The sequence below is a fragment of the Enterobacter cloacae complex sp. P40C2 genome (assembly GCF_014930695.1).
GTDB classification, from domain to species: Bacteria; Pseudomonadota; Gammaproteobacteria; order Enterobacterales; family Enterobacteriaceae; genus Enterobacter; species Enterobacter pasteurii.
In genome coordinates this window covers 19,478-33,794 of sequence record NZ_JADBRP010000014.1, presented here as the reverse complement: position 1 = coordinate 33,794, position 14,317 = coordinate 19,478, and the positions used below count along the sequence as shown (strand labels likewise).

Below are 14,317 nucleotides of genomic sequence, written 5' to 3'. Positions count from 1 at the left end.
ATAGAAAGAGAATAAACGTGGCAAAAAACATTCAAGCCATCCGCGGCATGAACGATTATCTGCCTGGCGAAACCGCCATCTGGCAGCGCATTGAAGGCACACTGAAGCAGGTGCTCGGCAGCTACGGTTACAGCGAAATTCGTTTGCCGATTGTAGAGCAGACCCCGTTATTCAAACGCGCGATCGGCGAAGTGACCGACGTGGTTGAAAAAGAGATGTATACCTTTGAGGACCGCAACGGCGACAGCCTGACCCTGCGTCCTGAAGGGACGGCGGGTTGCGTGCGCGCCGGCATCGAACATGGTCTCCTGTACAATCAGGAGCAGCGCCTGTGGTATATCGGCCCGATGTTCCGCCACGAACGTCCGCAGAAGGGCCGCTATCGTCAGTTCAACCAGCTGGGTGTGGAAGTGTTTGGTCTGCAAGGGCCGGATATCGACGCCGAGCTGATTATGCTGACAGCCCGCTGGTGGCGCGCGCTCGGTATTTCTGAGCACGTCTCCCTGGAGCTCAACTCTATCGGTTCGCTGGAAGCGCGTGCTAACTACCGCGATGCGCTGGTGGCATTCCTGGAAGCGCACAAAGAGAAGCTGGACGAAGACTGCAAGCGTCGTATGTACAGCAACCCGCTGCGCGTGCTCGATTCCAAAAACCCTGACGTGCAGGCGCTGCTGAACGATGCGCCTGCGCTGGGCGATTACCTGGACGATGATTCTCGCGAACACTTTGCCGGCCTGTGCAGGCTGCTGGAAGCGGCGGGCATCGCCTATACCGTTAACCAGCGTCTGGTGCGCGGTCTGGACTACTACAACCGTACCGTGTTTGAGTGGGTCACCACCAGCCTCGGTTCGCAGGGCACCGTTTGTGCCGGCGGCCGTTACGACGGTCTGGTTGAGCAGCTTGGTGGTCGTGCGGCACCAGCCGTTGGCTTCGCGATGGGCCTTGAGCGACTTGTTTTGCTGGTTCAGGCAGTTAATCCGGAATTTAAAGCCGATTCTGTTGTCGATATATACCTGGTGGCTTCAGGTGCGGATACGCAGCCTGCGGCGATGCAGCTTGCCGAACGCCTGCGTGATGCATTGCCGGACGTTAAGCTGATGACCAACCATGGCGGCGGCAACTTTAAAAAACAGTTTGCTCGTGCCGATAAGTGGGGCGCACGTATCGCACTGGTGCTGGGCGAGTCCGAAGTGGCTAACGGCGAGGTGGTGGTAAAAGACCTGCGCTCTGGTGAGCAAACTACGGTAACGCAGGACGGCGTTGCGGCGCACTTGCGCACTCTATTGGGCTAAGGAGAAGGACTGCGTGGAAATTTACGAGAACGAACACGACCAGGTTGATGCGGTTAAACGCTTCTTTGTTGAAAACGGCAAAGCGCTGGTTGTTGGGGTTATTTTAGGTGTAGGTGCGCTGGTTGGCTGGCGTTACTGGAACAATCATCAGGCTGACTCTGCTCGCGGTTCGTCCCTGAACTACGAAAATACCGTTAGCGCAATCCGTGCCGATCGGCCGCAAACGCTGACGGCGGCGGAGAAATTTGCCGCTGACAACAAAAATACCTACGGTGCGCTGGCCGCGCTGGAAGTGGCCCAGCAGTATGTTGATAAGAACGAACTGGACAAAGCCGCTGCGCAACTGTCTCAGGGGCTTGCTGCTGCCAGTGATGAAAACCTGAAAGCGGTAATTAATCTGCGTCTGGCTCGTATCCAGGTTCAGCAGAATAAAGCCGACGACGCGCTGAAAACGCTTGATACCATTAAAGGCGAAGGCTTTGCCGCCATCGTTGCCGATCTGCGCGGTGAAGCACTGCTGAGCAAGGGTGATAAAGCGGGCGCGCGTAAAGCGTGGCAAGCTGGCGTGGATAGTAAAGCTTCACCTGCGCTGAGCGAAATGATGCAGATGAAAATAAATAATTTGTCCGTCTGAGAGGGACCCAATGCAATTGCGTAAATTACTTCTGCCAGGACTGCTTTCTGTTACGTTATTGAGCGGTTGTTCATTGTTCAGTGGCGAAGAAGACGTTGTCAAAATGTCCCCGCTGCCGACGGTTGAAAACCAGTTTACCCCATCTACCGCGTGGGACGTTTCCGTGGGTAACGGTATCGGTGACTTCTACTCCAACCTGCACCCGGCGTTTGCTGACGGCGTGGTCTATGCGGCCGATCGCAAAGGCACCGTTAAAGCGCTGAACGCTGGTGATGGAAAAGAAGTCTGGTCCGTCAACCTGGCGGAAAAAGACGGCTGGTTCTCCCATAAGCCTGCGCTGCTTTCTGGCGGCCTGACCGTAGCCGGTGGTCACGTGTATGTGGGCAGCGAAAAAGCGCAGGTTTACGCGCTGAATGCCAGCGACGGCAGCGTTGCATGGCAGACTACCGTTGCCGGTGAATCCTTATCTCGTCCGGTTGTCAGCGACGGTCTGGTGCTCATCCATACCAGCAACGGCCAGCTTCAGGCGCTGAACGAAGCGGATGGTCTGGTAAAATGGACCGTTAACCTGGATATGCCAGCGCTCTCTCTGCGCGGTGAATCTGCGCCGGCAACGGCGTTTGGTGCTGCCATTGTGGGCGGCGATAACGGCCGCGTGAGTGCAGTCCTGATGCAGCAGGGCCAGATGATTTGGCAGCAGCGCATCTCTCAGGCGACAGGCTCCACTGAAATCGACCGACTGAGCGACGTAGACACGACGCCAGTTATCGTTGACGGTGTGGTTTACGCGCTGGCGTATAACGGCAACCTGACCGCGCTGGATTTGCGCAGCGGCCAGATCATGTGGAAACGTGAGCTGGGCTCCGTGAACGATTTCATCGTGGAAGGCAACCGCATTTATATGGTCGATCAGAACGACCGTCTGCTGGCGCTGAGCACCGAAGGTGGCGTTACGCTGTGGACGCAGAGCGATCTGCTGCACCGTCTGCTGACCGCACCGGCACTGTATAACGGCAGCCTGGTGGTGGGCGACAGCGAAGGCTATATGCACTGGGTCGATCCAGAGAACGGCCGCTTCGTGGCGCAGCAGAAAGTGGACGGCTCAGGCTTCCTGACGGATCCGGTTGTTGCTGACGGCAAGCTGCTGATTCAGGCAAAAGACGGCACGCTGTACGCGATCACGCGTTAATTACACGGCGGTTGTAGTATACTAAACGGCTCCTGTTCACTCAGGAGCCGTTTTGACATTTTTAAAAACGCTGCGAAAGCGACGTTATTTTGAATTTTATGAGGCTTCAAACATGGTACCTGTGGTCGCGCTTGTCGGGCGCCCTAACGTTGGAAAATCCACTCTTTTTAACCGTTTAACACGCACCCGTGATGCGCTGGTTGCGGATTTCCCGGGGCTGACGCGTGACCGTAAGTACGGTCGTGCAGAGGTGGAAGGACGCGAGTTCATCTGTATTGATACCGGCGGTATCGACGGTACGGAAGACGGCGTAGAAACCCGCATGGCAGAGCAGTCTCTGCTGGCGATCGAAGAGGCGGACGTGGTTCTGTTTATGGTAGATGCTCGCGCTGGCCTGATGCCTGCGGACTCTGCTATTGCCAAACATCTGCGTTCACGCGAAAAGCCAACCTTCCTGGTGGCGAACAAAACTGACGGTATTGATGCCGATCAGGCCGTTGCGGATTTCTGGTCTTTAGGCCTTGGCGATATTTACCCAATTGCGGCTTCGCATGGCCGCGGCGTCACCAGCCTGCTGGAAACCGTTCTGCTGCCGTGGGTTGACGAAGTGAACCCGCCGGAAGAGGTGGATGAAGACGCAGAATACTGGGCGCAGTTCGAAGCCGGTGAAGAGGGCGAGGAAGAGCCGGAAGACGACTTTAACCCGCAGGATCTGCCCATTAAGCTGGCTATCGTTGGCCGTCCAAACGTAGGTAAGTCTACGCTTACTAACCGTATTCTGGGTGAAGAGCGCGTGGTGGTCTACGACATGCCGGGCACCACCCGTGACAGTATCTACATCCCCATGCAGCGCGATGAACGTGAGTACGTACTTATCGACACCGCGGGCGTGCGTAAGCGCGGGAAAATCACCGACGTGGTGGAAAAATTCTCGGTTATCAAAACTCTGCAGGCGATTGAAGACGCCAACGTGGTGCTGCTAGTGATCGACGCACGTGAAGGTATCTCCGATCAGGATCTCTCTCTGCTCGGCTTTATCCTCAATAGCGGACGCTCGCTGGTTATCGTCGTCAACAAGTGGGACGGCCTGAGCAATGAAGTGCGCGAGCAGGTGAAAGAGACGCTGGACTTCCGTCTGGGCTTCATCGACTTTGCCCGCGTTCACTTCATCTCTGCCCTGCACGGCAGCGGCGTAGGTAACCTGTTTGAATCCGTACGTGAAGCCTATGACAGCTCTACCCGTCGTCAGAGCACCGCTATGCTGACCCGTATCATGAATATGGCAGCAGAAGATCACCAGCCACCGCTGGTGCGCGGCCGTCGCGTGAAGCTGAAATACGCCCACGCCGGTGGTTACAACCCGCCAATCGTGGTGATCCACGGCAACCAGGTGAAAGATCTGCCGGATTCCTACAAACGCTACCTGATGAACTACTTCCGTAAGTCGCTGGACGTGATGGGGACCCCTATCCGTATTCAGTTTAAGGAAGGGGAAAACCCGTTTGCGAATAAGCGCAACACCCTGACGCCAAACCAGATGCGTAAGCGTAAGCGTTTGATTAAGCACATTAAGAAAAGCAAATAAACGTCATCAGGCCTCACTGAGTTTGATACATTATCAAAACCCGCTAACCATGCGGGTTTTTTTGTCTGAGATAGCATAGCGAATCGCTGCCTCTTCGATGGGTTCGGGAGTTGGATGTCCGGCATGTAGGGAATGAACTTCACGCTTTGGCTGACGGTCAGGGGCCGGTGCGAGAAAGCCGGTAAGTTATGCCATCGCTAACTCGTCGCCAAATGGGTCCGCCACGAATTCAACATGCTTGTAAATGAATATGTTCCGATTGCAATCGGGCAGGAAGAATTCCCTTAATTTAAGTTAGCCCGTTAAAATCGGAGCTATTTTTATTGCGTTGTTATAAACAAAGAAGCGGTGGAGGCGCGCAGTGGCAGCGGTACGCCGCAATGACTTCCAAAAGATGCTTAATAGCTTAAAACGTAATTCAAATACCGCTGAAAATTAAATGTCATATTCACAATAATTATTTCTTGCAAGTGATTTATTTGATTGTTCGATATGAACCAAAAATGCTGAATAAAAATGATAAGCCCTTATTCGTAGTAGAATTATTTTTTTAATTAGCAGGAATTAAAGGGAGTTTATATGAAACAGCAATACACCAAAGAATTAACGCCAGAAATAAAAGCCAAGCAGGCTAACTCTCCATTTAAAACGGAAGAAATTGCCGCAATGGACGATGGAGCACGCATGATAATCGCAGAGGGAAAGAAGCTGGAATTTAAACATCCTGTGAAAGCTGACGGCGATGAAATTATCAGTATCCCGCAGGGGCATACTTACCTGGTTAAGCGTGAAAGGATTACATCCGGGGCGGATTTTCTGACAGTTACGGGAGTGTAACGCATGGGATACCGAACAGACCTTATGGGTCGAGGAATGGCCCTGACTGGAGATAAAACCTCAACCGGTGCCACCTGTATTGGTTCACTCCCGAACTGCACTGAATATGGTCGTGTAGTTGTCCGAGTTGGCGATAAAACTACGCCGTGCAAAAACTGCGGAAAGCCCGGAACCGTTGTCGATGGTGAATCCAGTGTGTTATTTCACGACGCCGCCGTTGCTGTCGATCGCTCTAACGTCATGTGTGACTGTCCGCCGGGAACAAATTACATTATCGCTCCGGTGGGTGACTGGCTGGGCGCTGGGCCGTCACCGGAACAAATCGCGCAGGAAAAATACGCTGCTACGCTGGCCGAACGCAGGGCAGAGCAGGAGAGGGAAGAAAAACGCAGGCAGGAAGAAAGGGAACGCAACCGCGTTTTTGCAAAATCCTGCCTGCGCGGCGAAGGCTGCAATGATGCCGGTGACCAGCGCGAACCCCATACTAATTTTGCCGATATGGCATTTTTCCTGGCCATGTCGGCCAGCAACCCGGCAACCGATTCAGACGTCCAGCAGCACGCGCAGACCGCCAGAAAGAAAAAGCCAGAGGATATCCCCAGACCGAAAAAGCGCAGCGCCCTTTATCGCTGGTGGAACGGCAACCATGAAGAAATGGACTATCAGGCCGCCGTTGCGGCTGCTGCTGCCGCTGCGCGGGTGCAGACGGCCACCGCAGGCGCAAGCCTGCTGGAGCTGATAAGTGGCAGGGCGCTGACCTACGGTACGTGGGCGGTGCGTGGTGCCGTCGGGCTGGGTGAGATAGCCACCGCGGGAGTGGGTGCTCCTGTGGCCGGGCTGCTGGTGGGAATGATGCCCGGCAGGCTGAACGACGGCGAACAGGATTTTATCGACCGTATGCGCCTCGCGCAGATGCGTGAAGCCCCGAGCCGCGTTCGCTATACGTGGGAGAACGACAGCCGAGGAAACCCGGTGCCGCACGGCTGGCACACACCGCCTGGCCGTGACAGTGTGCGCGTCAGAAAAATGGAGCACGACAGCAGCACGCAGGCGTACACCTTCACCACGGAGGAAGAACCGCGTATCACCATTGTGTGGACGCCGGACCGGACAGACGAGAAAAAACAGTGGAATACCGGCAGCCAGGCGCGGCCGGTGCTGCCGAACCCGGTGGTTGTTGACCCGCTGCCCGATAACATCGACATAACGGCGACCACCAGCCCGGCACCGGAGGAAAAGAGTTTCGCAGATTACATTCTGATCCTGCCGTTCCCTGACCTGCCACCGATTTATATTTATCTAAACTCAGACCACAAATACCATGCGCCGCCAAAAGGTAATCCAGCCTTACCTGCTTTCCCCGATGCTAAAAAAGCACAGGCAAAAACGCCGGTTAAAGGGGGAGGGAAACTGAGAAACCGTTGGAAAGATCCTTCGGGTAGAATTTACGAGTGGGATTCCCAGCATGGCACAATTGAAATGTATGATCGCTCTGGGCGTAATCACTTAGGCGAATTCAATCACGTTACAGGCGAGCAGACGAAGCCTGCCAACCCATCCAGAAAGGTTGAAAAATGAAGATCGTTTACACTATTGATGTTTACAGCAAAGAAACGGAAGCCTTACTTTCCGAGATAGAAGTTCCTTTTGAAAAAGCAACTGAAATGGCTGATATTTTGGGGTTAAACGCTAATGACCGAGAGGAGTTTGTATGTGGCATTGGTGTTTACAATCTAACAAAAAACCAGGCGCTTCAGTTTGAGTTATTAGTAGGTAAAACGTTTTATTCAGATGATGTTACGTTGCAGATCTCTGGAGGAGAAATTTAAGAGTCGGGTTCTTCAACCCAGTGGTGCAATGTTGCTGGTGGGTTGAAGTTGCCAGAGAGAAATTACACAGGCTAAATAGCGATATGGTGTTATACGAATGACAGTGAATGTAGAGGCGTTAATTTTTAGCGTAGGTAAATCTTATCAAGACCTGTTGACATAGTGCTAATACCATACAAAGCCCCTCCATCAGATTTTTCCGGTGACCCTGATCTGAGCCTAAATATGGTGCAGGAGGGAATATACTTATTTTTCAGGCGTGAAGGGGGTATTCTTCAGGAAATTACAGTAACCCTACTCTGACCGGAAATTAAAGGCTGGCATTTTCCTAATGAGCTGCCGTCCGGGCTCAAGAGCGAAATGTCACGTCTCTGGGTTCATGAACATATCGGACAGCCGTTAAGAAGTTCATCATCAAAAACTATTCTGAGGCGTGCTTTGGGATGGGCTGAACTTTTTGATTCAATAGCCGGAGACCTCCCAGTGAGTATGCAGCTTGATTTTGACGTAATGGACAATGCCGTATCATTGACGTTTATGCCAACGTCTGAACTAAGCTGGCAACATTGGAGATACTTACCATAACAAAACCTCAGCCAAGATACTTCGTCTTGGCTGGTGGAATCGGTCGATAGTTTTAAGTGTGCATATTAAATCTCTTGATGGGTACCAGTCAGAATGATGTACCTAAGCATGTGCACATCGATTGATTTGTATTGAAAAAGTTTCTATAAAACAATAAGTTTTGCTTTAATTTTCGTTCACATTAATAAAAGCAAATAACCTTAGCTGAACCCGTTAAAATTCGCGCCTGCCGCGGTTTGTTTCGCACTTTCACAGCGTTTGCTAACCCTGTGTGATGTCAATCACTATTCGCTTTTAACCATGTATATATCTAAGAAAGTAGACAATCGTCGAATTTTCGTCTTAAAGTCCAGGGTTCGGTACTAGACAAAACTAGCGCCTGGTTATCAAATGGTTAACCAACTTTTCGCCGCATGTAAAAAATCGATCGGATACGTAACCGCTCGGCGTACATGCTGGTGTTTACAAGCACGACACATACATTTTCGGGAGAATTATGCAATCCTCTGTTAATCAAAAAGAAAGCCGAACGTTCTTCGGCCATCCTTATCCGCTCGGTTCGCTGTTCTTTACCGAGATGTGGGAGCGTTTCTCGTTTTACGGTATTCGTCCGTTACTGATCCTCTTTATGGCCGCCACCGTCTATGACGGCGGCATGGGGCTGGCGCGTGAAAACGCCTCGGCGATTGTCGGTATCTTCGCCGGTACCATGTACCTGGCCGCGCTGCCGGGTGGCTGGCTGGCCGATAACTGGCTCGGCCAGCAGCGAGCCGTCTGGTACGGTTCGATTCTGATTGCGCTCGGCCACCTGTCGATTGCGCTCTCGGCGGTGATGGGGAACAACCTGTTCTTTATCGGCCTGATGTTTATTGTGCTGGGATCGGGCCTGTTCAAGACCTGTATCTCCGTGATGGTCGGCACCCTGTATAAAAAAGGCGATGCGCGTCGTGACGGCGGATTCTCGCTGTTCTATATGGGCATCAACATGGGCTCGTTCATTGCGCCGCTGATTTCTGGCTGGTTGATTAAAACCCACGGCTGGCACTGGGGCTTTGGTATTGGCGGCATCGGGATGCTGGTGGCGCTGATTATCTTCCGCGTGTTTGCTGTCCCGTCCATGAAGCGCTACGACAGCGAAGTGGGCCTCGATTCCACCTGGAACAGCCCGGTGGTCAAACGCAACGGCGTGGGCGCGTGGCTGCTGGCGCTGGCGGTAGGGGTGGCGGTTCTCGTCACGCTGATCGCCCAGGGGGGCATTGTGATTAACCCGGTCGCGGTGGCCAGTATGCTGGTCTATGTGATTGCGGCATCCGTTGCACTCTACTTTATTTATCTGTTCATCTTCGCGGGTCTGACCCGTAAAGAGCGCGCCAGACTGCTGGTCTGCTTTATCCTGCTGGTTTCCGCTGCGTTCTTCTGGTCCGCGTTTGAACAGAAACCGACTTCCTTTAACCTGTTTGCCAACGACTACACCAATCGCATGATCGGTGATTTCGAAATTCCGGCCGTATGGTTCCAGTCGATCAACGCCCTCTTCATCATTCTGCTGGCACCGGTATTCAGCTGGGCGTGGCCGAAGCTTGCCACCATGAACATTCGCCCAAGCAGTATCACCAAGTTTGTTATCGGTATTCTCTGTGCGGCGGCGGGCTTTGGCCTGATGATGCTGGCGGCGCAGAACGTGCTGAGCAACGGTGGGGCAGGCGTTTCTCCGTTCTGGCTGGTGGGCAGTATCCTGATGCTGACGCTCGGTGAGCTGTGCCTGAGCCCGATTGGGCTGGCGACCATGACCCTGCTGGCGCCGGAGAGAATGCGCGGCCAGATGATGGGGCTGTGGTTCTGCGCCAGCGCGCTGGGTAACCTGGCGGCGGGCCTGATTGGCGGACACGTGAAGGCCGACCAGCTGGATATGCTGCCGGATCTCTTTGCACGCTGCTCCATCGCGCTGCTGATCTGTGCCGCGGTGCTGATCGTTCTCATTGTTCCGGTACGCCGCATGCTGGAAAATGTGCAGACTAAACCGGCTACTGAAGCCTGATAACATTCAGCCTGCCGGGGCAGCGCATCTGCCCCGGCCATACTCAACAGGAGAGAGCATGACGATTACCTGCCCGGACTGCCACGCAGCGCTGGAGCCGCAAAACGGTATTGCGCACTGCGACAGCTGCAATAAAGATATTCCCCTCGAAGCGCGCTGCCCTGACTGTCACCAGCCGCTTCAGGTACTCAAAGCCTGCGGCGCGGTGGACTACTTCTGTCAGAACGGCCACGGGCTGATCTCAAAAAAACGGGTCGAATTCGTCAGGGCTGAGGCTTAATCGCACACGCAGCCTTCGCCTTTTCGCCACAGCTCGATCAGCGATTCCGGCGCTTCCTGCTCCGGAACCAGCACAATGATGTCGGCGTACTGCGCCTGATTGTGCCGGGTCCAGATTATCTGAATGCGAAAATAGCGCTGATCGCCGCTGCCCGGTGACGACGGCTGACCCGGCGGCTGCCCGCGCGGGATAGCCTGTTGCAGAATACTGACCACGCGCTGACGCTGCGCCTCGTTAAGAGTGGAAAGCGCGATGGTGCGCTGGCCGCTCAGCTTTGGAATAAAGGCGACGCCGCCTTCCCGGGCCAGCTCAACCACGGCGTCATCCGTCAGTTCCGGAACCTGCATTACAGTACTCCCACCTGTTCCCAGGCTTGTTTAATGGCCGCCCCAACGTCGCTTCCCGAGCGCTTTTCACCGTGGGCGATCGTCAGTTTTGCGAAAGCCTCAAAATCCGCATCCTGCGCCAGGCTGCGATCGCAAACCGTGTCGTACCAGGCATAGCCCGCTTTTTCCCAGGCATAACCGCCAATCGCCGTTGCGGCCAGATAAAACGCCCGGTTGGGAATGCCGGAGTTGAGGTGTACGCCGCCGTTGTCCTCGCGCGTTTTAATGAAATCTTTCATATGCCCGGGCTGCGGATCTTTGCCGAGCAGGGGATCGTTGTAGGCGGTGCCGGGTTCAGACATGGAGCGAAGCCCTTTGCCGTTGATGCCCTCCGCCAGCAGCCCTTCGCCAATCAGCCAGTCCGCTTTATCGGCGGTTTGCTTACGGTGGTACTGCTTCACCAGCGAGCCAAACACGTCGGATAACGACTCGTTCAGCGCGCCCGATTGTTCAAAGTAGATTAGCCCCGCTTCGGTCTCCGTCACGCCGTGGCTCAGCTCATGCGCCACCACGTCGATGGCAATGGTGAAGCGGTTGAAGATGTCGCCGTCGCCGTCGCCAAAGACCATCTGCTGACCGTTCCAGAAGGCGTTCTGGTATTCCCGGCCGTAGTGCACGGTGCCGGTGAGGATAAGCCCTTTGTTATCAAGCGAATCGCGCTGATATTCCTTCCAGAAGAAATCATGGGTGATGCCCAGATAATCGTACGCTTCATCCACCGCCACATCGCCGTTTGAGGGCTGGCCTTCATAGCGTACCTGGGTACCCGGCAGCTCCTGGGTCTGCTTTGCGTCGTAGATGTCACGCTCAAGCTGGCCGGCTTTATTCACGTGCGGCGCGGCAGGCTTGCCCGGCATATGCGCCATCAGGGTTTGCACATGGGTTAACGTCTGGCGGGCGCAGCGCTGCTGTGGCTCTGAACCGCTCTCGATAATACGACGAAGAATATAGGGGGGGATCACGCTGTGAATTCGGGTCATGCAGTTCTCCTGTTTTCTGGCAATGCCGAAAAAAGAATCTACTTAAGTGTAAATCATTAAACCGGGACCGGAGGTAAGTCGGACAATTCGTCTCCTTAAAAACTGGCGCAACGCTCCACCACCGTTTAGGTTTTTTAAACGCCATTAAGTGAGAGGAGCGCAATGAACAGACAGACTTCGTTGAGCATAACCGGATTTTCAATCATCGCGGTGACCTATGGTATGGCAAGGTTTTCGTGGGGCCTGATGCTGCCTGATATCCGGCAGGCCATCCCTTTCACTCCGCAGGTGGCGGGGTTTATAGCGTCCTGTAGTTATGCGGCGTATTGCCTGTCGATATTTCTGGCCTCTTACCTTATTGCGCGCGCTGGGCCTCGCCTGCCCGCCTTGCTGGCTGCCATCGCCGCTGCCGCGGGGTTATTCATTCTCGCGTCTTCGGCACAGCCGACGACGCTGGCGATAGGTTTGTTTATTGCCGGGCTGAGCTCGGGACTGGCCTCGCCGGCCCTTGCCGGGGCGGTAGATGACAGGATCGCTCCCGACCGTCAGCTCCATGTGAATACCACCATCAATGCCGGAACGAGCGGCGGGATCATCCTCTCGGTGCCCGTTCTGTTTTTCATGCCCGGCGGCTGGCGGGCAGCCTGCGTTGTGTTCGCCATGATGGCGCTGCTGTGCCTGCCGGCGCTGTGGCGGCATCTGCCGCCGTCGGCGGCGAAACTACGCACGCCTTCGCCTAAGGCATCATTTATCGCACGTAAACCCGGCATGTTTCGGCTGCTGGGGATTGCCTTTATCAGCGGTATAGCCAGCGCCGCATGGTGGAGCTTTGGCCCGGAGATACTTATGCGTCACACGGAACTGGATAGCGCAGCGACCAACGTTCTCTGGCTGATAAGCGGCGGGGCGGGGGTCGTTGCCATATTTACCGGAACTATGGCAAGGCGTATCGGCATGCGGGGGGTTTATCGTTTATCCCAGATCTTCATGGCTATCTCTCTGGCGATTCTGGCGGTAAGCCACGGTTTTTTCTGGTGGCTTATTCCGGTGGTGGCGATGAGCGGGGCGGGATATGTGATTTTGTCGGGTGTGTTGCTGGTGAAGGGGGCGGAGATTGCTCATCCTTCTCCGGCGGCTGGAGTTAGCCTGGCCTTTCTGATGCTGGCAGGCGGGCAGGTATTGGGCGCTATCCTTTTTGGCCTGCTGCTGGGGTTAACGAGCGCAGCGGCTGCGCTGGCGATTTTTTCAGGCCTGTCCTGGCTGATGCTGGCCGTCACGCCGGACGGCCATCGCTGATTACGCCTTTTTACGGGCGCGAGGTTTTTTTACCGGCGTCACGCCTTTCACTTCGCTTTCCACCCAGCCGTCTGAAAGCCGCGTGGTGAGGATATCTCCGGCTTTAACCTGCCCGGTTTGCTTCAGCACGTTGCCGTCCGTCGCGGTGGTAACGCTATAGCCGCGCGCCAGCGTGGAGAGGGGGCTGACGGCCTCCAGATGGGTAACCGCGTTGCCGAAACGCTCGCGGGTGGTGCTGAGGCGGGCGCGAATATTCTCCGCCAGACGATATTCCAGCTGCTGAATACGCGCTTGCGCACGGTAAATCGTCGGCTGCGGGTTCTGCTGGTTCAGACGCTGCGTCACGCGCTGCTGGCGTGAGCCCGCACGCTTAAGCTGGGCGTCAACCGCGACGTTCATCCGCTGACGCAGGCGCTCCAGCACGGTTTGCTGACGCGCCAGACGCAGCTGCGGATGCTGCTGTTGCAGACGATGATGAAGCTGCGTAAAGCGGCGGGTACGGTTGGCGAGGAAGTAGTCCATCGCCATCTCCAGGCGCTGTTGGCCGTTCTGGATCTGGCGCAGCAGCTCCTGCTGATTGCGGCTGACCACTTCTGCCGCCGCGGACGGCGTAGGCGCGCGTAAGTCCGCGACAAAATCGGCAATGGTCACGTCCGTTTCGTGACCGACGGCGCTCACCACCGGGATAAGGCTGGCAAAGATTGCCCGCGCCACGCGCTCGTCGTTAAAGCTCCACAGATCTTCCAGCGAGCCGCCGCCTCGCCCGACGATTAATACATCACACTCCTGGCGCGCGTTTGCCAGCTCAATCGCGCGTACGATTTGCCCCGGCGCGTCGTCACCCTGAACGGCGGTAGGATAAATAATGACGGGCAGCGAAGGGTCGCGGCGCTTAAGCACGTGCAGAATATCGTGCAGAGCCGCCCCGGTTTTCGAGGTGATAACCCCAACGCAGTGGGCAGGGGAGGGCAGCGGTTTTTTGAGCTGCTGGTCGAACAGTCCCTCGGCAGACAGCTTTGCCTTTAACTGTTCATACTTCTGCTGCAACATGCCTTCGCCGGCAGGCTGCATGCTTTCGACGATAATCTGATAGTCGCCGCGCGGCTCGTACAGGGTGATATTGGCACGCACCAGAACCTGCTGGCCGTGCTGAGGACGGAACGTCACGCGACGGTTGCTGTTGCGGAACATCGCGCAGCGCACCTGGGCGGTGTCGTCTTTTAGCGTAAAATACCAGTGGCCGGAAGCGGGCTGCGTGAAGTTAGAGATTTCACCGCTGATCCAGACCTGCCCCATTTCCTGCTCAAGCAGCAAACGCACCGTCTGATTAAGGCGGCTGACAGTATAAATTGAGGGGGATTGAGAGGATAACATGTGAGCGGGATC

13 protein-coding genes and 1 pseudogene are annotated in these 14,317 nt (G+C 55.2%); 11 read left to right on the top strand and 3 right to left on the bottom strand.

The genetic code is table 11. From position 1 onward, the window contains the following. Window positions 1-17: 17 nt before the first annotated feature. The 10 genes and pseudogenes from hisS (at window position 18) to IM304_RS19595 (ending at window position 10,269) form a co-directional block, all read left to right on the top strand. Window positions 18-1,292, top strand: coding sequence for a histidine--tRNA ligase (hisS, locus tag IM304_RS19635; RefSeq protein ID WP_148420666.1), 1,275 nt, complete (start codon window positions 18-20; stop codon window positions 1,290-1,292). 13 nt (window positions 1,293-1,305) lie between these two features. Next, complete coding sequence (locus tag IM304_RS19630; protein WP_148420667.1) at window positions 1,306-1,926, top strand: YfgM family protein; 621 nt, start codon at window positions 1,306-1,308, stop codon at window positions 1,924-1,926. Window positions 1,927-1,936: 10 nt separating this feature from the next. Then, window positions 1,937-3,115, top strand: coding sequence for an outer membrane protein assembly factor BamB (gene bamB / locus IM304_RS19625; protein WP_148420668.1), 1,179 nt, complete (start codon window positions 1,937-1,939; stop codon window positions 3,113-3,115). A 112-nt stretch (window positions 3,116-3,227) separates the two neighbouring features. Next, window positions 3,228-4,700, top strand: a complete 1,473-nt coding sequence (der, locus tag IM304_RS19620; RefSeq protein WP_022648998.1) for a ribosome biogenesis GTPase Der — start codon at window positions 3,228-3,230, stop codon at window positions 4,698-4,700. 579 nt (window positions 4,701-5,279) lie between these two features. Then, the gene (locus IM304_RS19615) at window positions 5,280-5,537 is read left to right on the top strand and encodes a hypothetical protein (protein ID WP_193355497.1); all 258 of its coding nucleotides are present in this window, start codon (window positions 5,280-5,282) and stop codon (window positions 5,535-5,537) included. Between the two features lie 36 nt (window positions 5,538-5,573). After that, a complete protein-coding gene (locus IM304_RS19610; RefSeq protein WP_227009629.1) occupies window positions 5,574-7,115 on the top strand; it encodes a colicin E3/pyocin S6 family cytotoxin in 1,542 nt (513 codons plus the stop codon). Next, on the top strand, window positions 7,112-7,366 hold the full coding sequence (locus IM304_RS19605) for a hypothetical protein (protein WP_193355499.1): 255 nt from the start codon (window positions 7,112-7,114) through the stop codon (window positions 7,364-7,366). The genes IM304_RS19610 and IM304_RS19605 overlap by 4 nt, the downstream gene beginning before the upstream one ends. 162 nt (window positions 7,367-7,528) lie before the next feature. After that, window positions 7,529-7,951: pseudogene (locus IM304_RS22360) on the top strand (DUF6392 family protein). A gap of 496 nt (window positions 7,952-8,447) precedes the next feature. Further along, complete coding sequence (locus IM304_RS19600) at window positions 8,448-9,989, top strand: peptide MFS transporter (RefSeq protein WP_193355500.1); 1,542 nt, start codon at window positions 8,448-8,450, stop codon at window positions 9,987-9,989. A gap of 58 nt (window positions 9,990-10,047) precedes the next feature. Further along, window positions 10,048-10,269 carry a zinc ribbon domain-containing protein gene (locus IM304_RS19595; protein WP_148420670.1) on the top strand — a complete coding sequence of 74 codons (222 nt, stop codon included), beginning with the start codon at window positions 10,048-10,050 and terminating at the stop codon, window positions 10,267-10,269. Here the strand turns inward: IM304_RS19595 and IM304_RS19590 are convergent. Both IM304_RS19590 and IM304_RS19585 read right to left on the bottom strand, forming a co-directional pair. After that, window positions 10,266-10,616: a protealysin inhibitor emfourin gene (locus IM304_RS19590; protein ID WP_148420671.1), complete on the bottom strand. Its 351-nt coding sequence runs from the start codon at window positions 10,614-10,616 to the stop codon at window positions 10,266-10,268. The two genes, IM304_RS19595 and IM304_RS19590, sit on opposite strands and share 4 nt — an antisense overlap. Then, the gene (locus IM304_RS19585; RefSeq protein WP_148420672.1) at window positions 10,616-11,635 is read right to left on the bottom strand and encodes a M4 family metallopeptidase; all 1,020 of its coding nucleotides are present in this window, start codon (window positions 11,633-11,635) and stop codon (window positions 10,616-10,618) included. Before IM304_RS19585 ends, IM304_RS19590 begins: the two co-directional genes overlap by 1 nt. A 162-nt stretch (window positions 11,636-11,797) precedes the next feature. Here IM304_RS19585 and IM304_RS19580 point away from each other — a divergent pair, with 162 nt between their 5' ends. Beyond that, window positions 11,798-12,931, top strand: a complete 1,134-nt coding sequence (locus IM304_RS19580) for an MFS transporter (protein ID WP_193355501.1) — start codon at window positions 11,798-11,800, stop codon at window positions 12,929-12,931. Here the strand turns inward: IM304_RS19580 and xseA are convergent, their stop codons facing one another. Further along, window positions 12,932-14,305 carry an exodeoxyribonuclease VII large subunit gene (gene xseA / locus IM304_RS19575; RefSeq protein WP_193355502.1) on the bottom strand — a complete coding sequence of 458 codons (1,374 nt, stop codon included), beginning with the start codon at window positions 14,303-14,305 and terminating at the stop codon, window positions 12,932-12,934. It lies immediately after the preceding gene. Window positions 14,306-14,317: the final 12 nt, after the last annotated feature.

Bases quoted from the DNA above. Each gene is read 5' to 3' on its own strand.
- IM304_RS19615 (WP_193355497.1), top strand. From the start codon at position 5,280: ATGAAACAGCAATACACCAAAGAATTAACGCCAGAAATAAAAGCCAAG.
- der (WP_022648998.1), top strand. From the start codon at position 3,228: ATGGTACCTGTGGTCGCGCTTGTCGGGCGCCCTAACGTTGGAAAATCC.
- IM304_RS19580 (WP_193355501.1), top strand. From the start codon at position 11,798: ATGAACAGACAGACTTCGTTGAGCATAACCGGATTTTCAATCATCGCG.
- IM304_RS19610 (WP_227009629.1), top strand. From the start codon at position 5,574: ATGGCCCTGACTGGAGATAAAACCTCAACCGGTGCCACCTGTATTGGT.
- bamB (WP_148420668.1), top strand. From the start codon at position 1,937: ATGCAATTGCGTAAATTACTTCTGCCAGGACTGCTTTCTGTTACGTTA.
- IM304_RS19605 (WP_193355499.1), top strand. From the start codon at position 7,112: ATGAAGATCGTTTACACTATTGATGTTTACAGCAAAGAAACGGAAGCC.
- IM304_RS19600 (WP_193355500.1), top strand. From the start codon at position 8,448: ATGCAATCCTCTGTTAATCAAAAAGAAAGCCGAACGTTCTTCGGCCAT.
- IM304_RS19585 (WP_148420672.1), bottom strand. From the start codon at position 11,635: ATGACCCGAATTCACAGCGTGATCCCCCCCTATATTCTTCGTCGTATT.
- IM304_RS19590 (WP_148420671.1), bottom strand. From the start codon at position 10,616: ATGCAGGTTCCGGAACTGACGGATGACGCCGTGGTTGAGCTGGCCCGG.
- IM304_RS19595 (WP_148420670.1), top strand. From the start codon at position 10,048: ATGACGATTACCTGCCCGGACTGCCACGCAGCGCTGGAGCCGCAAAAC.
- xseA (WP_193355502.1), bottom strand. From the start codon at position 14,305: ATGTTATCCTCTCAATCCCCCTCAATTTATACTGTCAGCCGCCTTAAT.